An 18,920-nucleotide genomic window follows, 5' to 3' on the forward strand; every position below is an offset into this window, starting at 1 on the left:
AACCGACAGAGGATTAACGTCCTGCGGGGGTTCGAATCCCTCAACCTGCGCCATTGAATGTTACTCAGGAGAAATCCTGAGTTTTTTATTTTCATAATATGTAAGAGTTTACGGTATCGTTTTTTACTCTGTTATAATAGATTTATCATATGTAAGGGAGACATCATAATGGAACAAACAAAAAGTATTAATATCAAATACTCGATGTTACAGGGAATCTACTTTGTAGGCTTCTGTACTGTGATGGGCTATGCTGCCGTATATCTAGGATCAATTGGCATGAGTTCATCTTTAATTGGGATTGTACTTGCAATCGCCAATATTCTTACAAGTATCGCACAGCCAATACTTGGAGGATTTGTAGATCAATCAAACGTATCAATGAAAAAGGTCTTAATGATCATGTTTGGTCTTTGCAGTATCTTATCCGTACTACTTATGCTTGCAAGCAAGGTAACATTCCTGGCTGCATTCTTATTTATTGCAGTTTCTACAATTCTTTATACAACAATGCCTTTAGTTAACTCACTTGCTTTCGCATTCCAGAAGCAGGGTATTGATGTTAAGTTTGGTGTAGCACGTGGTATTGGATCAGTCGCTTATGCACTTGCGTCACTTGTATTAGGAAACGTTGTAAAGGCTGTAAGTCCAACTTTAATGCCACTTGCTTATATTGTTATATTTTTAGGTATTTTACCTCTTATTCGCTCATTTAAGATGCCAGAAGAGGAAATTGATGAAGTGATTGAAGAGAAAATAGTAGAAAAAGAAAATACGGGTGCTTTTATTAAGAAGCATCTTAAATTCATGATTTTCTTGGCTGGATTTGTACTCGTATATTTTGATCATACTATCATTAATAACTTCTTTATCACTGTAATTGAAAATGTTGGTGGTAATACAGGAGATATGGGAAATGCTGTATTCTTAGCTGCAATGTTAGAATTGCCTACAATGGCTTTATTTGAAAAGTATAAAAATAAAATCAATATCAAAAATACAATCATCATTTCCGCAATATTCTTTACACTTAAACATACACTCACTTATTTTGCGACAAATATGATTATGATCTATTTAGCTCAGGCAACTCAGATGTTAGCTTATGCATTATTTATTCCAGCATCAGTTTACTATGTAGATAAATTATTTGATGCAAAAGATGCCGTTAAAGGACAGGCACTAGTAACTACAAGTATGACTGTATCAGGTGTACTTGCAAGCTTCCTAGGTGGTATCTTATTAGATAATATGGGAGTGTATGAAACGTTATTCTTAGGGCTGGTTTTAAGTGCAGTAGGTACAATCGTGATGATTATTACTGTTGAGAATGTAAATAAGAAGGAGGTTTAAATATGTTAGATGTATTAAAAACGAGAAGAAGTATTAGAAAATATACACTTGAAATGCCTCGTGATGAAGATATTGAACGTATTGTAGAAGCAGGTTTATATGCACCTACAGGAATGGGAAGACAAGGCGTTAAGTTTGTCGTTGTAAAAAATAAAGAAAAGAGAGATCATTTATCAAAACTTAATGCTGATGTTATGGGAAGTGATAAAGATCCTTTCTATGGTGCGCCTGTCGTTATTGTCGTTTTATCAAAGAAAGAATATCCTACATATATATATGATGGATCACTTGCGATTGGCAATATGTTGAACGAAGCACATGGCTTAGGACTTGGTTCTTGCTGGATTCATCGTGCGAAAGAAGTATTTGAAAGTGAAGAAGGTCAGAGACTTCTTAAAGAATGGGGCATTGAGGAAGACTATGAAGGAATCGGCAATGTTATTATAGGATTTGCGGATGGAGTTCTTCCAAAAGCTGCACCACGTCTTGATCATCGTGTGATTACAATCGAATAATGAAAAAATCCTCCGCAAGGAGGATTATTTTTTTGCCGGAAACAAAGAGAGGATACCAGCTACGCCGACACCTAAACAGATACCTATTCCTATATTATCAAAACAGACACCAAATATAAGACCTACACCTATTCCGATAGGTAGATAATATTCAAATTTATCGTTGTCTTTTTTCATAACATTCACATCCTTAAGAGTGTATTAAAGATAAACTGCTTATTGTGGGAATAATGTCTTAAGAATATCTTCTAATCCATTTTTATCGATAGGCTTACAGATAATATCGGCTTGTGCCTTTAATTCATCTACTGCATTTCCCATAGCTACACCTACCTGACATAGCTGAATCATTTCAATATCATTGAGCCCATCACCAAATGCATAGGTATCTTTAATATCTAAACCATAATGCTCTATAACCCTTTTAATTCCTACTGCTTTACTCATTGTAGGAGAAAAGAATTCAAAAGAATTATCACTGCCATGCTGATCGAAACTGATAGTAGTACCAAACTTACCGTCTAAATAGTCACTGACCTTCTGTTTATCTTTATTTGTGACATTGGCTTCTATCTTAATAGCACGTTTTAAGACATCATCACGGTCAAAATCCATAGAGAACATCTCTTCCATGCCAAGATCTTTAAAGAACGTATAGAGTTCCATATAACGCTTATCAATGTATATATGATGTGCTGTTTCGATCATATAATCACAATGAAGTTCTTCAAGCATATCAACTGTCTGAGTCGCAAGTTCTGTATCCATTCTCTCTTCAAAGATAGATTCACCATCAATCTCTATATAACCGCCGTGATATAGAACATAACCATTAAAACCCAAATCAAGAAACTGCTGGTTAATCATGGCTTTAGGACGACCGCTGCAGATAAAAAGCTTATGACCTTCATTTTGAATTCTTTTAAGTTCTCTTTTTACACCCTCAGGTACTTCGTCCACCCCATAAGCGTTATCTACAAGTGTACCATCAATATCAAAAAATAATACTTTTTCTTTCATATATATCTACTTTACCTCTGGTCTTAATATTTCTACAAATTTAAACTCATTGTTGTCATATGTATAATGAAGAATACAGCAATTAGTAAATCCTCCAGAATTAAAAATGATCTGTGGATCATTAAAAGCACTAAAGAATCCCAGGGAAGCACCTGCATGACTAACTGCAAGAACTACTTCATGGTCTTCTTTATTCATGATTTCAGTTAATGTCTTTACAAGTCTTTGTCTTACATCTTCTGTTGTTTCACCACCGTAATGTGGAAATAAGTCATCATAGTTAAAATTGTCAAAATGAGGATTTAAATCTTCACTTTCTCCTTCAAAAAGTCCAAAACCTCTTTCTTTAAGACCTTTTACTCTTGTATAAGGTACTTTACCCTCTGTTACTATTTCTAGCGTGTCAGAGGCTCTTTCGGCTGTACTAGAATAATAATGATCAAAAGGAACATCCTTGATTAACTCTCTTGCAGCTTCTGCCTGCTTAATACCGAGTTCAGTTAATGGAGAATCACATGATCCCTGAATTCTTCTTCGCACATTAAATAAAGTCTGTCCATGGCGCATCATATACAAATGTTTCATAATAATTTTCCTCCTGTATTTATGCGGTTTTTTAGGGGTTTGAAACACTCTGAAACCTTAAACTAGTAACAAATCAGCAACAAGAAAGCCGTCTGTTATCTCATTATCATGAGTAGGCTCATTTCAAGTATTTCACACACTAACATAATCAGTATAGCATAATATGACAAGAAAACCGACTGCTGCCGACTCTCTAACATAAGAAAAAATAAAAATTTTGGTTTGTTATAATTTACATGAACCTCTCATAATTTTACCTTATTGATTTCTGCTAAAAATTACTGTGGTATCAGTGCTGCAGGTATTCAATTTGCTTATGGTGAGGCTGATGTTTATGATGAATGGGTGGCACAGTGGTTTGAAGAACAAGGCTATACCATAGAAGAAACTGAGGCAGTTACAGAAGCAAAATAGAAAGGGACTAGGAGTTAATCAAGAGAAAAGACCAGGGCTATTGACTCTGGTCCTTTTTGGCGTTTTCGATATCTTCTCTGATAAGCTTCTTAATGTATCCCATTTTAGAATCAACACTATCAAGCTTTTCTATAATATCTGCATCAGTTTTTTTGTTTAATGCAAGATTAACGCATTTTGTCATCTTCTTAGCATAATTTGCACTTGCTTTCTTCTGTGCTTCAGTTGACATGATTTGATCCTCCTTAGAATAATTTTGAAATCAAGAATACCAATACTGCAATAAGTCCAATCAATTCGATAGCTTTTAAAATTAATTTTTCCATTGTTTTCTTTGAAAAGTGGTTTTATAATAGTGATAGGAGGAGAGGACAAGCCTCTCAACCTACTTAGTTAAATAGTTTGATTAGAATCAAAATCCACCCAATCAAGGAAATGATTTTAATCACTAGCGCTTCGAATAGGTCCAATATTCGAAGCATTTTTTAACTTCTTTTCCACTTTCCTTACCTCCTTTCTTTATTATAGTAAATCATAAAATTATACAAATGTCAATATATATTGATACTTTTATAAGAATATTATATAAAAAATATCAGTAAACAATGATAGTTTTTGCATTTTAATTTCGATGTTTTTAATACTAAAAAGGAGCGTTATAAAATATATGATGCGCCACTGTGTAGGTACTAAACTAGTAACAAATCAGTAACAAGGGGCAAAAAGTCTAGGAAACAAGCCAATTTTAACATCATATACAAATGTTTCATAATAAATATAACCCCTTTCATTGAAAGATATGTTTATTATATCTGTTATTTAAGAAAAAATTAAGGTGAAAGTACACAAATAATACACTTTTGTCTGTTAATATAGACCAATAGATTAAGGAGTGGTGGATATGAATGAAATAAGAGGCCTCACACGAAATGAGGTAGAAGAAAGAATACAGCAAGGGCAGGTAAACTATACAGGTCAATCTATTTCTAAAACTAAAAAAGAAATTGTGAAGCAGCATACGCTTACATATTTCAACTTTTTAAATATATTTCTTGCTGTTTTAATTCTGATTTCAGGACAATTACAGAATCTTACATTTATTGGTGTCATGATAGCGAATACTATTCTTGGTATTATTCAGGAATTTAAGGTCAAGAAGACAATTGATCAATTAAGTGTTGTGACTGTAGAGAAAGTAAAAACATTACGTGATGGTACTTTGATTGATGTTCCTGTAGAAGAACTAGTTATGGATGATATTATTTTCTTACAGGCGGGTAATCAGATTGGTACAGACTGCCAGGTTATAGAAAATCATGCATTAGAAATCAATGAATCTCTTTTGACTGGGGAATCAGTACCAGTTAAAAAGAAGGAAAATGATGAAATCTATGCAGGAACCTTTGTTGTGGCAGGAAGTGGTTATGCTAAAGTAATCCGTGTAGGAAATGCAAACTATTCTACAAAGCTAGTAAACCAAGCTAAACATAAGAATCTTGCATCTAGCGAGATGAGAGATTCTATTGAGAAGATTATCAAGGTTATGAGTATTATTATTGTGCCTGTGGGAATATTGCTATTTAGATCACAATATAAGGCGATGCCTAACGATTTTAATACAGCATTAGTTAAAACGGTAGGGGGCGTTATTGGTATGATCCCTGAAGGACTAGTCCTTCTTACTTCTTTATCTTTTGTATTAGGTGTTGGTCGTCTTGCAAAGAAGAAAGCACTTGTTCAGCAGATGGAATCTATTGAAGCATTAAGTAGAGTAGATGTATTATGTCTTGATAAGACAGGTACTATTACAACGGGTGAACTTAAAGTGAAGCATATCGTACCTATTAGTAATCAATATACTCGTGAAATGATTAATGATATTATGGGTTCATTTGCATTTCTGGTAGATGATATCAATCCTACACAGAAGGCTTTGATGAATTACTTCACTAAAAATGATAAGTACCATAAGAAGGTGGAAGTGCCATTTTCTTCAGAACGTAAATATCGAGCAATTACTTTTGATAATGATCATTCTTTTGTATTAGGTGCTCCTGAATTTCTAACAAATAATAAGGAAATATTAGATCAGGTAAGCGGTTATTCAGAATTTGGTTTGCGTGTTTTACTGCTAGGTGAAGCAGATTATTTAGAAGAAGGTCACTATCATTCTTTAACACCAGTCTGTTTAATTACGATCAGTGATATTATCAAAGAAGATGCCCATGATACATTCGATTATTTTAAATCTCAGGGCGTTTCTATCAAGGTTCTTTCAGGAGATAACCCTCTTACAGTTTCTCGTGTATGTACCCTTGCAGGGCTTGATGGGGCAAATCATTACATGGATGCTTCCACTCTTCCTGATACTGTAGAAGAAATGAAACAGGTATTAGGAGAGACATGTGTCTTTGGTCGTGTTAAACCAGAACAGAAACAATTGATTATCAAAGCTTTCCAGGAAAATGGCCATGTAGTAGGTATGGTGGGTGATGGTGTCAATGACGTACTTGCGATTAAGGATGCAGATTGTGGCATTGCGATGGCCAATGGAGCAGATGCAGCTAAGCAGGCAGCACATATTGTATTATTAGACTCTAACTTCAGTTCAATGAAGGAAATTGTAAACGAAGGTCGTGTCATTATCGCAAATATTGAAAAGGTCAGCTCATTATATCTAACTAAGACTATTTATTCTACAATTCTTAGCCTGATTTTTGGATTCTTCTGCCTCACTTATCCATTTACGCCTTTCCAGTTATCTCTAGTAAGTGGTATGGCAATAGGATTACCATCATTCATTATTACTCTTGAACATGATACTACAATGAATTCTAAGGGATTCCTCACTCATGTTATTCATACAGCACTTCCATGTGCTTTAAGTGTTGTAGTGCTTGTATTATTCAATTTCTTGTTGAAGTGGATGTTCTTCTTAAATGCGAAATACTTCTCTACATATAGTTTCTTAGTGACTATATTTATTAGCTTTATTGTATTATTTAAGGTTTCTAAACCACTCAATTTTTTAAGAAAGTTTAATATAGGTTTAAATATTCTGCTTACTATTGGTTGTCTTTATGCAATTCCAACCTATTTTTATATGTATCCTATTACAGACTTACGTGTTATTATAGTAGTAGCTTTTGAATGTGTTGTTGCTTATTTTTTAGTTGCACTTATCACAAAAGCATTAGATAACATAACTGAATATAGACATTGGAAGAGGGAGAAGCATGGATAAAAAATATTTTTTCTTTGATATTGATGGCACTTTGACAGATATTCAAACAGGTATTCCTGTACCTAGTGCATTAGAAACAATCAAGAAATTACAGGATAAAGGGCATTTTGTAGCGATTGCGACAGGTCGTGCTTATTATAAGACAAAAGAAACAGCTAAGATGCTTGGTATTCATAATCTTGTATCTAATGGAGGAGCTGCTTTAATTTATAATGATGAGTTAGTCACTAATAGTCCATTAGACAGAGAAAAGGCTCTTGCACTAATTCATGAAGCAGATGAAAAAGGCTTTGGAATATTAGTTGCTGTTAATGATAGTATTGATGTTGTCATGAAGGATGAACGTTTCATTGAACAAGTTGGAGAAAGACAAGAACCAACTCGTTATATTCTTGATAAGTCATTAAACTATGACGACTTAAAGGACATTTATAAGATTTATATTGCGATTCCAGAAGATAAAGAAGAAGAACTTACATTAAGAGATACAGTAGGTCATATTCGCTTTGTATCGCCTTATCTCACTTATCAGCATGATGCAAAAGAAAAGGGCATCATCAAGATGATGGAGTATTTAAAGGCTGATATTAAAGATGTTGTTGTCTTTGGTGATGGTGAGAATGATCTTGTGATGTTTAAGAAGGAATGGACATCTATTGCGATGGGCAATGGTGTAGAAGAATTAAAGAAAAAAGCAGACTTTGTCACAAAAGATTCTACAGATGATGGTATAGAATATGTATGCCGTCATTTTGGGTGGATTGATTAAGAAGGAGTAATCCTTCTTTTTTTATATATAAGACAAATATAAGTATAGATAATTATAAAACAGCTAAATAAAGTTCAGATATTAATAAGAATACTTGTATACAATCTATAAATAATGTGATAGAATAGATTCAACCTTCAAAAAGGAGTTGATGATATGGATCAGAATATAAAAGATTGTTTTAAAAAATCTTTAGATAAGACAGCTATTCCTGGCGAACTTTATAAGAAGTATTCTGTAAAGAAAGGCTTACGTAATGAAGATGGTACTGGTGTATTAGTTGGTCTTACAAATATATCAGATGTAGTGGGGTACAAGAAGGTTGATGGTGAAAAAGTTGATGACTATGGTACATTGTATTATCGTGGTATCAATGTGAAAGACATTGTGGAAAATGGAAAAGGACGCCGTTTCCTATATGAAGAGGTATGCTTCTTAATTCTATTTGGCTATTTACCAAATAGAGAGGAATTGGAGCACTTTAAGAAGATGATCAGTGATCATTACACCTTGCCTGAAAGATACCTGGAATTGAATATTTTAGGGTATCCAGAGAAGAATCTGATGAACAAGCTACAAAGAGAAGTATTGATGCTTTATAGCTATGATGATGATCCAGATAATGTAGGCGTATTAGAAACATTATATAAGGGAATTGATTTGATTGCGAAGATTCCTGTTATTGTTAGCTATACATATCAATCAAAGGTACATCATTTTGATAAGGGATCTATGATTATTCATCATCAGAATTATGATTATTCTATTGCTGAACAGATTTTATATTTATTAAGAAGAGATGGTACATTCTCAAACAAGGAAGCAGAAGTTCTTAATACTGCACTTATTTTACATGCTGATCATGGTGGAGGTAATAACTCTACATTCACAAATGTTGTTATATCTTCTACTGGTACAGATATTTATTCAGCTATTTCTGGTGCTATTGGTTCTCTAAAAGGTCCAAAGCATGGTGGGGCAAATTTAGCTGTTAAGAAGCAGATGGAACTTGTTATTAACGAAATTGGTATACAAGCTTCAGAACTTCGTATTAGACAGATAGTCCAGGACATCTTAGATGGGGACTTTAATGATCATACAGGACTTATTTATGGTATTGGACATGCCGTTTATACACTAAGTGATCCACGTAGTGAAATCTTAGCAAAACAATGTGAAGAACTATCATATGAAAAATTCAGACATGATGAATATGAATTTTATAGAAAATTCTCAGCTATTGCGATTGAGGAAATCTATAAAAGAAAAGGAATTCATGTTTGTACAAATGTCGATTTCTATAGTGGTTTAGTATATGATATGCTTGGTATTCCTGAAGATCTTTATACATTACTCTTTGTAATTGGAAGAACAGTAGGGTGGGTCGCTCATAATATTGAATCTAAGCTTTATAGTGGACGAATTGTTAGCCCTGCCACTAAATTTGTGGGAGAACTTAAAGAATATAAAAATATCGAAGATAGATAGGGAAAGTGCGACTAAAATCGCATTTTTTCTTTTGTTTTCAATAAAAACACTACACTTTTGAACCAATAAATGTTACTATCTTTATAAGGATGTTGTCCTCTTAAGGAGAAATATATGGTTGTTTCCTATTTATTGACAATATGTGGTTCTTTAATCATAATTATTGGAGCTGCTGTATTTATTATTGGAAAACACAGCAAATAAACCACTCCGGCTTAATTTTAAAATTAAGTCGGAGTTTTTAGTTTCTTAGTATTTAAGTTTTCACCTAATGTGAGTCAATCCTTATTCTTATTGCGTGTCTACTACGCCTCTATCGTATAGGATACTTGTATCCGCAACCATTTACATCTGCATTTAGTACATTCTCATCAGCAGTTCTATACTGTCCACGATGTATTCTCTTTCCATTGAAATGGTATTCTTTACTCTTATCCCAAAAACTTGCCTTTAAGGTGTACGATTCTTCCTACATTACAAGCAGGATGCCATTTTATTTACAGAGATATTCAAGCTTATCTTGAAGCATCTCATAGGGGATATCAACAAAACTCTGATGCTTGCTTTTACTTATATAGGAATCCTTTTGAAATGTTTCGTTATAGCACATAACAAGTATTGCTATATCATTATCAAGATAGTAATTAATCACAATGCGTGCTGTAGTCTTTGATTCTATTGTTGCGCTTATGTGTTATTGTCTTTTGGTCAGCTTATTGAGATAGTTCTGTTTTTCCTTGATGGATTCTAATCGTGCATTCTCCTGTCAATCTCGAAAAAGAGTTTCCTATACTTTCATTCTAGACTACTTAATTATAAGCACAAAAAAAGCGCCGAAGCGCTTTTTGATTATTTTACTTTATGAATCCAGTTGAACTTATCTGGAAGTTTACCCCATTGGATACCTGTTAAAGTATCATATAATTTCTGAGTTAATTCACCAGTCTTGAAGTCGTTGATAAGAACTTCTTCACCCTTATAACATAATTCACCTACTGGAGAAATAACTGCTGCAGTACCTGTACCCCAAGCTTCTTTTAAAGCACCAGTACGTCCTGCTTCCATTAATTCATCAACACTTAGATGACGTTCTTCTACTTTATAGCCCCAGTCACGAAGAATTGTAAGCATAGAATCTCTTGTAACACCTGGAAGTACTGAACCTTCAAGAGGTGCAGTGACTACTGTATCGTTGATTAAGAACATGATGTTCATAGAACCAACTTCTTCAACATACTTTCTTTCCTGACCATCTAGCCATAATACCTGAGTATAACCATGTTCTTCTGCTTTAACCTGAGCAGCAAGTGAACCAGCATAGTTACCACCACATTTAGTGAAACCAGTACCACCCTTAACAGCTCTTACAAATTCATCTTCAATCCAGATCTTAACTGGTGCAACACCTTCAGGATAATAGTTTCCAACTGGTGTTAAGATAATAACAAATTTATATTTATTGGCTGGATGAACACCAACACCTGGTTCAGTCGCAAACATGAATGGACGAATATATAGAGAAGTTTCAGGTGCAGTAGGAATCCAATCCTGTTCATACTTAACAAGAGTTTCTACTGCTTCTACGAAGTCTTTTTCTGGTAATTCAGCCATACATAAACGTTTGTTTGAGTTTCTCATACGTTTTGCATTCATTTCTGGACGGAATAACTGAACATTTCCTTCAGGATCACGATAAGCCTTTAATCCTTCAAAAGTTTCCTGTGCATAGTGAAGGACCATTGTAGCTGGATCCATCTGAATTGGAGCATATGGTACAATACGTGCATCATGCCATCCTTTTTCAGAATCCCAATCATATACAAACATATGATCTGTAAAATATTTACCGAAGCCAAGATTTGACTGATCTGGCTTTTCTTTAAGAGTCTTTGCTCTTTCTACTTTGATTTCCATTATTAAAATCCCCCTTTAGAATTGTTCTCATTATAGTACTATCATTTACTAGATGCAATACAAAATGAGGAAATAATACAAAACAATTTATATAATTTATGGAAAACAGAAAAATAACACTAAATCACTTTAACCTGTAAACTCTTTTCTAATAATGTCAAGGCTGCTTTTTCTAGGTTTTCATCAAAAGAAGCACATCCTTTTGTATCTACTTCAATTAAAGCTTCAGGAAGCGCACTCTTAATCATAATACAATTAGAAATAACACAAATATCAGTCACTACTCCTACTACTCTTACTTCTTCATAAGCTGTATCCTTTAATAAGTTCGCAAGCATTAAAGATGGGAAAGTATTTTTTTCAATCACTGTATGATTTCTACTTAAAGACTGCAATTCTCCATAAAGTTCATGTCCTTTAGTCTGCGAGATACAGTGAGGAACAGGTAAATTCTTACCTTCCTGTGTTTCTAGATAGTTATTAAAGTGTGTATCTTTAGTAAACCAGACATCTTCACCTTCTTCTTCATATTTCTTTACTAATGAAATGATATAAGGGGCAATTTTGGTTGCTTTTTCAAATCCAAGTGCACCATCCACAAAATCATTCTGATAATCTACAACAACTAGTAGTTTCTTACTCATGATGAAACCTCCTTTTTTATTTATTATAAACCACTTTCATATGTTATAATAGGGGACAGAGAGGTGTTTTTTATGGATAAGAATTTATTGGGTATGTATGATTTGAAAATTGAAAGATTAAAGAAATCATTAGAAAGAAATAACATGTCTTGTGAAGTATTTAATACTGAAGAAGAACTTCATGATTATTTTAAGACAATTTTCAAGGACCAAAAGGTAGTGGCAGTAGGTGGCTCTATGTCACTTGATGAAATGCATGTATTAGATTTAGTGCGTGCAAGTGATGTCAAGTTCCTTGATCGTTATGCTAAAGGATTAACTAAAGAAGAAATCAACGCAATACATCATGAAGCATTTAATGCGGATATTTATTTAACGAGTACCAATGCAATGACAACAGATGGCTGTTTATATAATATTGATGGCAATGGTAATAGAGTGGCCGCAATGATTTATGGACCTAAGGATGTTTATGTCGTTGCAGGTGTCAATAAGATCTTTGAATCAGAAGAAGAAGCCATTGATCATATAAAGAACGTGTCAGCACCAGCGAATGCAATCAGATTACACCGTCAAACAGGCTGTGCTGTTGCTGGTAAGTGTGTGAACTGTATGGCAGATCAAAGAATCTGTGCATCTTATGTCAAACTTGCACGCCAGGGAAACAAGGATAGAATTCATGTAATTATTATGAGACAGGAGTTAGGTTATTAATATGAAAGCAGGAATACTATGTCCTATCTCTGCACTACCATCATCTTATGGTGTAGGAGATTTTGGAAAGAACGCATATACATTTGTGAATCAACTAAAGAAATCAGATATAAAGATCTGGCAGATCTTACCACTTAATCCTTTAGCATATGGTAATTCACCTTATCAGCCTTATTCATCTTATGCGGGTGATGAACTTTATATTGATTTAGAAGACTTAGTTAAAGATGAATTACTTGAAAAAGGAGAACTAAAAACATTTAATAAACAGGCTGAAACAGTGGAATATGAAGCTGTACGTGCACATAAAGAAAATTTATTAAGACTCGCTTATAAAAGATTTGAATTTAATGATGATTTTAAGCAGTTTGTGGAAGACAATAAATGGGTTGAGGGTTATGCATTATTTCGTACCTTTAAATTAACAAACGAGGGAAAGCCATGGACAGAGTGGCATGAGGAATATAAGGAGTTCCCTAAACATCAATCTTTTGAATTATTACCTTTTGAGAAAGAAATCAATTATCAGGAGTTCTTACAGTACTATTTCTTTAAACAGTGGTATGCATTAAAGAAATATGCGAATGATCAGGGTATTATGATTATAGGGGATATGCCTATTTATGTAGGATTAGATAGTGCTGATTGCTGGTTAGATCAGGAAGACTTCTTATTAGAGGAAGATGGCACACCTTCATTTGTAGCAGGTGTACCACCTGATTATTTTAGTGAATTTGGACAGAGATGGGGTAACCCTATTTATGACTGGGATCATCTAGAAAAGACAAATTTCAAGTTCTGGATTGATAGAATTCATAGTGCAAATAAGCTTTATGATGAAGTACGTATTGATCATTTCCGTGGATTTGATACTTATTGGAAGATTCCAGCATCAGAACCTACTGCAGTAGTAGGGGAATGGGTCGAAGCACCAGGCTATGCACTATTTGACAAATTATTTGAAGAATATCCAGATACACATATTCTTGCTGAAGATTTAGGATTATTAAGAGATGAAGTGTATGAACTAAGAGATCATTATAATTTCAAGGGTATGTATATTTTCCAGTTCCATTACAAGGATGAATTTGATTTTGATAAGGTTGTTGTATATAGCGGTACACATGATAATGATACATTAATGGGATGGTATAGTAATCTTGATGAAGATACAGCAAAGGAAGTAGATTTACTTCTTGAAGGTTATAAAGAACGTAAGAAACATCGTCAAATGATTCATTATTGTATGGATCTTCCTGCTGAGTCTGTCATTATTCCTGTATGGGATCTTCTAGGAGAACCAGAAACATCACGTTTTAATACTCCAGGTACAATTGGATCTCCTAACTGGGAATGGAAGATGTCTCGCTTTACAGAATTAAATAAGGAAATGAAATTCATGAAGAAAATCATTCATGATACGAATCGAGATGAAACTCTATGAAAAGAGCTCTTGTATTAAGTGGCGGAGGATCAAAAGGTGCTTATGAAGCAGGTTTCTTACTTGCTGCAAAAGAATTAAACCAACATTTTGATATTGTGACAGGAACTTCTATTGGTGCTCTTAATGGTGCGTTAGTCGCTATGGGAGACTATGAAGGATTAGAGTATACATGGAATATATTAGATATGGATCATGTCTTTAATAATGCCCCAGATTTGACTGATTTAAAAGATGACTTTATGACAACTTCTTTATTTAATAAGGAAGAGGGAAGTAACTTGTCTGAACTTAAAGAATCCATTGCCCAGCAGACATCACTGGCACAATCTTTTTTAAGATACTATTTCAAAAACAAAGGGGCAGACAATACACCTTTTGTCGAACATTGTCGTGGATTAATGGATGAAGAACGCTTATTATCTTCACCTATTGATTTTGGTATATGTACAGTGCAGTTTCCAAGCATGAAAGCGTGTTATAAGACAAAATCTGAAATGGAAAGAGGACATATGCTTGATTATTTACTTGCAAGTAGTGCCTGCTTTCCTGTCTTTCCAATGACAGAAATAAATGGTAATAAATATATTGATGGGGGATTTAGCGATAACCTGCCTATTGATCTTGCCTTAGATATGGGTGCCGATGAAATAGTCGTAGTGGATATGCATCTTATTCCAGTCCATCCACAATATATCAATCGTCCTTCTATTCTTTATTCATGTCCACCAGTTGATTTAGGTGGTTTTATGGACTTTAATAAGGATGCACTAGAAAGAAATAAGCGTTTGGGCTACTTAATGGCTTATAAGCTATTTGGAAATTATGAAGGTAATCAGTATACTTTTCTTCCTTCAAATCAGACAGTATTTCATGATTACTATAAACAATTATTAATGATGGAAAAAGAAATGAGAGGATTCTTTAATAGTAATTCTTCAGAACTGACATCTTTATTATTAGAAGCCAATCATCAAATGATCTTAAATCTCAAAGACTATACATATATTACTTTAGATTTTATTGGAGAATTAATGGGCTTTGATGATTTAAAGGTTTATGCGTTTGAAGAATACAAAAATATGATTCGTCATGCATTTGAGAAATATATGGAGAAGGATTATTTCCCTCAAGAATTAAGTCTGACAAAGGTGAATCTATCTTTCTTACAAAATCATCTTAACAGAGAATCAATTGTGGGATTCTTTCTACATCAAATGAAATACAAGGAAGCAATGGATATGAAGTCGTATTATACGTTCTGTAAAAAGGAACTAATGATGGCTTCATTGATTTATATATTAATAGGAGGTGGATCAAATGAACATCATTAAAAGGAAATGCCAGAAAGAAGATATAAAAGAAGTTGTTACTCTTTTTAATGAAGTGATTGAAACAGGACTTTATCTTGAAGAAGACACGCCTGTTCTTGATGATTTTATTGAATCAGCATCATATTGTGGTGTGATGCTTGATGATCATCTATTAGTAGGTGCTTATTTGATTAAATCTTTAGGAACAGGACATTGTAAGCATATTGCAACCTGTTCATATGCAATTAAAGCTGACTATAAGAAAGAACTAGATAGTCTGATTAAGGACTCTTTGGAACAGGCATTTAAAGCTGGCTATGCAATTATGCAACTAAATACAGTCACTAAAACATTAAAGACAGTTTTAGATACAGTAGGCTTTAAGAGTTTAGGAATGATTCGTGATGGCTTTAAAACGTCTAAAGGTGATTATGAGAACACTTATGTTTTATATCGTACTCTAGATGAATCTGTTTTAGAATGTAAGGAAAAACAGGACCCTATATCTATTGAAATCAGTCATATCTCAAAGAAGATTCAAAATAGAGGAATTTATTGGATTGTATCAGAAGTCAAACATTATCGTATACAAACAAAAAGAGAATACTCTACCTTTGATTATCGTGATCTTCATTATCAATCAGAAGAAGATATTAAAAAATTTGTAGAAAATATTTTCCATAAGTATTATATTGAGAATGAAAAAAATCACGATACTGTGCATGTTTTATCCGTTCATACATCTAAGGATGATGCAGTAGCTGAATGGATCAAAAGAGATGATCTAGAATTACAGAAGCAGATGACAAGCATGCATAGTTTTTCAAAGGGAGTTAAATAGTGAAGGAACTGAATTACAAAAGAATTGGAATTTATCTTCTTGGATTATTGATTTTAGGCTGTGGTATTGATCTCAACACAAAGACACAATTAGGTGTGTCACCCATCATCTCTGTAGCCTATAATATCGCCTATCTCACGCATATTCCTATTGGTGTAATGACTTTTATCTATTATGTTTTACTTGTCATTATTCAATGGATTTTACTCGGTAAGAAGTTTGATTATTTTCAATTCTTACAGATTCCAACCAGTCTTGTCACAAGCCTCTTTATTCAGCTATTCGATGGAGTTATTCCCGTCGCTTCTAGCTTTCCAGCTCGTATAGCTATGCTTATTCTTGCGATTGTAATTACGGGTATTGGGGCATCACTCACTGTAGGTATGAAAATAGTACCTAATCCTGCAGATGGCTTAGCAAGTGTTATTGGAGAAAAGTGTCATAAAGGATTTGGTTTTGGTAAGAATCTCTTTGATGGTATTTCTATTATCATTTCACTTATTATAGGCTTTGTCTTTACAGGTGGCATTTTGGGTATTGGACTAGGAACCGTGATTTCTATGATTTTTACAGGTCGAGTTATTGCTGTGCTTGAAACAAGTATTTCTAGATTATATTCTTCTGTCACAGAAATAGAGTTTGTTGAATAAAGAAGATTTTATAGGCAAATATGCTCATCTATGCATATCTGCCTTTTTTTGTGTGCAAGTATGGCACTAATTCAGTCAGAGATAGTCCGACCACAGGTGATTACCGCCAAGTGCAGCGAACTACAAGCCGATACTATAAAGGTTGAAGTGAAGGAAATACGTATCATACCAAAGGCAGATGCCAGGTCCTTTGAAATTCAGTATATCTATGAAGCTGAATGCATTCAAAGGAATCTCAATAAAACAAATGCACTGGCATTAGATCTTGGTATCAATAATCTTGTCACTGCAGTATCAAGTAAAGGTGAAACATTCATCATTGATGGAAGAAGACTGAAGTCCATTAACCAGTGGTTCAATAAGGAAAATGCAAGATTACAGTCCATCAAGGATAAGCAACATTTTGGAAAGAAGCCAACCAACAGACAGAAAGCAATAGCACGCAGGCGCAACAATAAAATAAATGACTACATGAACAAGACTGCACGCAATGTGATTGATCACTGTATCGATCATGAGATTGGAACTCTTGTTGTGGGTTATAATGAAACATTTCAGAAGGATTCCAATATAGGCAGAAGAAACAATCAGACCTTCGTCAATATTCCATTTGGATTGCTGAGAGACAAGCTTGAATATCTCTGTGAACTGAATGGCATCATACTTGTAATGCAGGAGGAATCCTATACATCAAAGGCCAGCTTCTGGGATAAGGATGTCATACCAGTCTATAAGAGTGATGATACTGAAGAATACCATTTCAGTGGAAAGAGAATACATCGTGGACAGTATAGAACAGCCAGTGGACAAGTTCTGAATGCAGATGTAAATGGTGCATTAAATATCATGCGTAAAAGTAGCGTTGTGGATGTAAACATCCTATACAGTAGAGGCGAAGTGGACACGCCTATAAGAATAAGGATTGCCTAGAAATAGGTGGAGACTTAAATATCAATCTTCTTAAACGGATGCGTAAGCATCTAAAAAAAATCCGACTTAATTAAAATTATGTCGGATTGGCTCACAAAGTAATCATGAATGAAATAAGTGGCAATGTGACTAAAGAAAATGCAGTAGATACAAAAATAAGCTTAGAAGCGAATTCTGGGTTCTTATCATACTTATTTGCCAGCATTGCACATGTACTTGGTGCAGGCATCGCAGCCAATACTACTGATACACCAATACCAATATGATCAAGTGATGTCCATCTCAAACATAGATAAGTAATTACTGGAATCATAATCAAACGAATAAAAGAATAATAAATACATTCCTTATCCAATATCTCTCTAGGTTCTACATCACTCAATATACTTCCTATCACAATCATACTTAATGCAGTATTACATCCTCCTATAGAACTCATAGTCGTAGTCACAAAAGAAGGTAATGTATACCCTAATGAATACATGATCATAAATACTATACCAAAATAAATCCCAATAAGACATGGATGTAATGCAACTTTCTTCACCATTGTCTTAAAATCAGCTTTTGTATAACGTGATAAACCATAACTCCACATAAATACTCTTTGTGGAATCAAATAAATACAGGCATAAAGTAATCCCATATCACCATATAACCCCTGCGCAAATGGCATACCCATAAACCCTGCATTAGATACCATAGTCGCATACTGTAAGTTGATTTTCTTTGTTTCTTCCTGATTATTATAAGCTGTCTTATTAATAATAAAATAAAGACCCTGTATACCAATAGATACTAAAAATACCACAAGAGTTGTCTTCATAATACTTGGTGTGAGTTTAATTAAGAAACTCTTAGCAGTAGCCACAGGTAATACAATGTTTAATACTAAATCAGTAACCTGTTTACGAGTCTGTTTATTAAATAATCCTAGCTTAGAAATAAGATAGCCTATTCCTACTAAAATAAATATTTCTACCTGTAAATCTAACATACTTATTCACCCCTCTTTGAGGACTAATTATAGTAATAGAGTAGACAAGAAACAATGTTAATATTGTAATTAATCATTATTTCTGCGC

19 protein-coding genes are annotated in these 18,920 nt (G+C 33.9%); 12 read left to right on the forward strand and 7 right to left on the reverse strand.

Features of this window, described 5'->3' with window-relative positions; translation table 11 throughout:
* Positions 1–168: 168 nt before the first annotated feature.
* Both QZQ55_RS06540 and QZQ55_RS06545 read left to right on the forward strand, forming a co-directional pair.
* On the forward strand, positions 169–1,353 hold the full coding sequence (locus QZQ55_RS06540; protein ID WP_295091345.1) for an MFS transporter: 1,185 nt from the start codon (positions 169–171) through the stop codon (positions 1,351–1,353).
* Between the two features lie 2 nt (positions 1,354–1,355).
* Entirely contained in the window at positions 1,356–1,868 is a 513-nt protein-coding gene (locus tag QZQ55_RS06545) for a nitroreductase (protein WP_295091348.1), read from the forward strand.
* A gap of 24 nt (positions 1,869–1,892) precedes the next feature.
* Here QZQ55_RS06545 and QZQ55_RS06550 read toward each other — a convergent pair whose 3' ends face one another.
* The 3 genes from QZQ55_RS06550 to QZQ55_RS06560 are packed head-to-tail and all read right to left on the reverse strand — an operon-like array spanning position 1,893 to position 3,473.
* Entirely contained in the window at positions 1,893–2,045 is a 153-nt protein-coding gene (locus tag QZQ55_RS06550; RefSeq protein WP_295091351.1) for a hypothetical protein, read from the reverse strand.
* 39 nt (positions 2,046–2,084) lie between these two features.
* On the reverse strand, positions 2,085–2,888 hold the full coding sequence (locus tag QZQ55_RS06555; protein ID WP_295091354.1) for an HAD family hydrolase: 804 nt from the start codon (positions 2,886–2,888) through the stop codon (positions 2,085–2,087).
* Between the two features lie 6 nt (positions 2,889–2,894).
* Complete coding sequence (locus QZQ55_RS06560; RefSeq protein ID WP_295091357.1) at positions 2,895–3,473, reverse strand: histidine phosphatase family protein; 579 nt, start codon at positions 3,471–3,473, stop codon at positions 2,895–2,897.
* A gap of 261 nt (positions 3,474–3,734) precedes the next feature.
* Between QZQ55_RS06560 and QZQ55_RS06565 the strand changes: the two genes are divergently transcribed.
* Positions 3,735–3,887, forward strand: a complete 153-nt coding sequence (locus tag QZQ55_RS06565) for a hypothetical protein (protein WP_295091360.1) — start codon at positions 3,735–3,737, stop codon at positions 3,885–3,887.
* A gap of 37 nt (positions 3,888–3,924) precedes the next feature.
* Here QZQ55_RS06565 and QZQ55_RS06570 read toward each other — a convergent pair whose 3' ends face one another.
* Positions 3,925–4,119: a hypothetical protein gene (locus tag QZQ55_RS06570; protein WP_295091362.1), complete on the reverse strand. Its 195-nt coding sequence runs from the start codon at positions 4,117–4,119 to the stop codon at positions 3,925–3,927.
* Between the two features lie 669 nt (positions 4,120–4,788).
* Between QZQ55_RS06570 and QZQ55_RS06575 the strand changes: the two genes are divergently transcribed.
* From QZQ55_RS06575 to QZQ55_RS06585, 3 genes are all read left to right on the forward strand, one after another.
* The gene (locus QZQ55_RS06575) at positions 4,789–7,131 is read left to right on the forward strand and encodes an HAD-IC family P-type ATPase (RefSeq protein WP_295091366.1); all 2,343 of its coding nucleotides are present in this window, start codon (positions 4,789–4,791) and stop codon (positions 7,129–7,131) included.
* Entirely contained in the window at positions 7,124–7,900 is a 777-nt protein-coding gene (locus QZQ55_RS06580) for an HAD-IIB family hydrolase (RefSeq protein WP_295091369.1), read from the forward strand. The genes QZQ55_RS06575 and QZQ55_RS06580 overlap by 8 nt, the downstream gene beginning before the upstream one ends.
* 156 nt (positions 7,901–8,056) lie before the next feature.
* Positions 8,057–9,388, forward strand: coding sequence for a citrate synthase (locus QZQ55_RS06585; RefSeq protein WP_295091372.1), 1,332 nt, complete (start codon positions 8,057–8,059; stop codon positions 9,386–9,388).
* A gap of 849 nt (positions 9,389–10,237) precedes the next feature.
* On the opposite strand, the gene QZQ55_RS06590 is transcribed toward QZQ55_RS06585, so the two are convergent.
* Complete coding sequence (locus QZQ55_RS06590; RefSeq protein ID WP_295091375.1) at positions 10,238–11,302, reverse strand: branched-chain amino acid aminotransferase; 1,065 nt, start codon at positions 11,300–11,302, stop codon at positions 10,238–10,240.
* Positions 11,303–11,421: 119 nt separating this feature from the next.
* A complete protein-coding gene (locus QZQ55_RS06595) occupies positions 11,422–11,946 on the reverse strand; it encodes a cysteine hydrolase family protein (protein ID WP_270396256.1) in 525 nt (174 codons plus the stop codon).
* 72 nt (positions 11,947–12,018) lie between these two features.
* On the opposite strand from QZQ55_RS06595, the gene QZQ55_RS06600 reads away from it, so the two are divergent.
* From QZQ55_RS06600 to QZQ55_RS06625, 6 genes are read left to right on the forward strand one after another with little or no spacing between them, the layout of a single operon-like run.
* On the forward strand, positions 12,019–12,660 hold the full coding sequence (locus QZQ55_RS06600; protein WP_295091378.1) for a lactate utilization protein: 642 nt from the start codon (positions 12,019–12,021) through the stop codon (positions 12,658–12,660).
* A 1-nt stretch (position 12,661) separates the two neighbouring features.
* The gene (malQ, locus tag QZQ55_RS06605) at positions 12,662–14,104 is read left to right on the forward strand and encodes a 4-alpha-glucanotransferase (protein WP_295091380.1); all 1,443 of its coding nucleotides are present in this window, start codon (positions 12,662–12,664) and stop codon (positions 14,102–14,104) included.
* Positions 14,101–15,435 (forward strand): patatin-like phospholipase family protein, encoded by a 1,335-nt coding sequence (locus tag QZQ55_RS06610; RefSeq protein WP_295091383.1) that lies wholly within the window; start codon positions 14,101–14,103, stop codon positions 15,433–15,435. Before malQ ends, QZQ55_RS06610 begins: the two co-directional genes overlap by 4 nt.
* A complete protein-coding gene (locus QZQ55_RS06615; protein WP_295091386.1) occupies positions 15,422–16,255 on the forward strand; it encodes a hypothetical protein in 834 nt (277 codons plus the stop codon). The genes QZQ55_RS06610 and QZQ55_RS06615 overlap by 14 nt, the downstream gene beginning before the upstream one ends.
* Positions 16,255–16,905 carry a DUF6198 family protein gene (locus QZQ55_RS06620; protein WP_295091389.1) on the forward strand — a complete coding sequence of 217 codons (651 nt, stop codon included), beginning with the start codon at positions 16,255–16,257 and terminating at the stop codon, positions 16,903–16,905. The genes QZQ55_RS06615 and QZQ55_RS06620 overlap by 1 nt, the downstream gene beginning before the upstream one ends.
* 60 nt (positions 16,906–16,965) lie before the next feature.
* On the forward strand, positions 16,966–17,835 hold the full coding sequence (locus QZQ55_RS06625; protein ID WP_295091392.1) for a transposase: 870 nt from the start codon (positions 16,966–16,968) through the stop codon (positions 17,833–17,835).
* A 91-nt stretch (positions 17,836–17,926) separates the two neighbouring features.
* On the opposite strand, the gene QZQ55_RS06630 is transcribed toward QZQ55_RS06625, so the two are convergent.
* Positions 17,927–18,832, reverse strand: a complete 906-nt coding sequence (locus tag QZQ55_RS06630; RefSeq protein ID WP_295091395.1) for an AEC family transporter — start codon at positions 18,830–18,832, stop codon at positions 17,927–17,929.
* Positions 18,833–18,920 lie beyond the last annotated feature (88 nt).

Source organism: uncultured Catenibacterium sp. (assembly GCF_900540665.1).
Lineage (GTDB): Bacteria > Bacillota_I > Bacilli_A > Erysipelotrichales > Coprobacillaceae > Catenibacterium.

Excerpts from the sequence above, each read along its gene's own strand:
- QZQ55_RS06575 (WP_295091366.1), top strand. The coding sequence starts at position 4,789 with ATGAATGAAATAAGAGGCCTCACACGAAATGAGGTAGAAGAAAGAATA.
- malQ (WP_295091380.1), top strand. The coding sequence starts at position 12,662 with ATGAAAGCAGGAATACTATGTCCTATCTCTGCACTACCATCATCTTAT.
- QZQ55_RS06545 (WP_295091348.1), top strand. The coding sequence starts at position 1,356 with ATGTTAGATGTATTAAAAACGAGAAGAAGTATTAGAAAATATACACTT.
- QZQ55_RS06550 (WP_295091351.1), bottom strand. The coding sequence starts at position 2,045 with ATGAAAAAAGACAACGATAAATTTGAATATTATCTACCTATCGGAATA.
- QZQ55_RS06540 (WP_295091345.1), top strand. The coding sequence starts at position 169 with ATGGAACAAACAAAAAGTATTAATATCAAATACTCGATGTTACAGGGA.
- QZQ55_RS06590 (WP_295091375.1), bottom strand. The coding sequence starts at position 11,302 with ATGGAAATCAAAGTAGAAAGAGCAAAGACTCTTAAAGAAAAGCCAGAT.
- QZQ55_RS06555 (WP_295091354.1), bottom strand. The coding sequence starts at position 2,888 with ATGAAAGAAAAAGTATTATTTTTTGATATTGATGGTACACTTGTAGAT.
- QZQ55_RS06570 (WP_295091362.1), bottom strand. The coding sequence starts at position 4,119 with ATGTCAACTGAAGCACAGAAGAAAGCAAGTGCAAATTATGCTAAGAAG.
- QZQ55_RS06600 (WP_295091378.1), top strand. The coding sequence starts at position 12,019 with ATGGATAAGAATTTATTGGGTATGTATGATTTGAAAATTGAAAGATTA.
- QZQ55_RS06580 (WP_295091369.1), top strand. The coding sequence starts at position 7,124 with ATGGATAAAAAATATTTTTTCTTTGATATTGATGGCACTTTGACAGAT.
- QZQ55_RS06615 (WP_295091386.1), top strand. The coding sequence starts at position 15,422 with ATGAACATCATTAAAAGGAAATGCCAGAAAGAAGATATAAAAGAAGTT.
- QZQ55_RS06560 (WP_295091357.1), bottom strand. The coding sequence starts at position 3,473 with ATGAAACATTTGTATATGATGCGCCATGGACAGACTTTATTTAATGTG.
- QZQ55_RS06630 (WP_295091395.1), bottom strand. The coding sequence starts at position 18,832 with ATGTTAGATTTACAGGTAGAAATATTTATTTTAGTAGGAATAGGCTAT.
- QZQ55_RS06595 (WP_270396256.1), bottom strand. The coding sequence starts at position 11,946 with ATGAGTAAGAAACTACTAGTTGTTGTAGATTATCAGAATGATTTTGTG.
- QZQ55_RS06625 (WP_295091392.1), top strand. The coding sequence starts at position 16,966 with ATGGCACTAATTCAGTCAGAGATAGTCCGACCACAGGTGATTACCGCC.
- QZQ55_RS06610 (WP_295091383.1), top strand. The coding sequence starts at position 14,101 with ATGAAAAGAGCTCTTGTATTAAGTGGCGGAGGATCAAAAGGTGCTTAT.
- QZQ55_RS06585 (WP_295091372.1), top strand. The coding sequence starts at position 8,057 with ATGGATCAGAATATAAAAGATTGTTTTAAAAAATCTTTAGATAAGACA.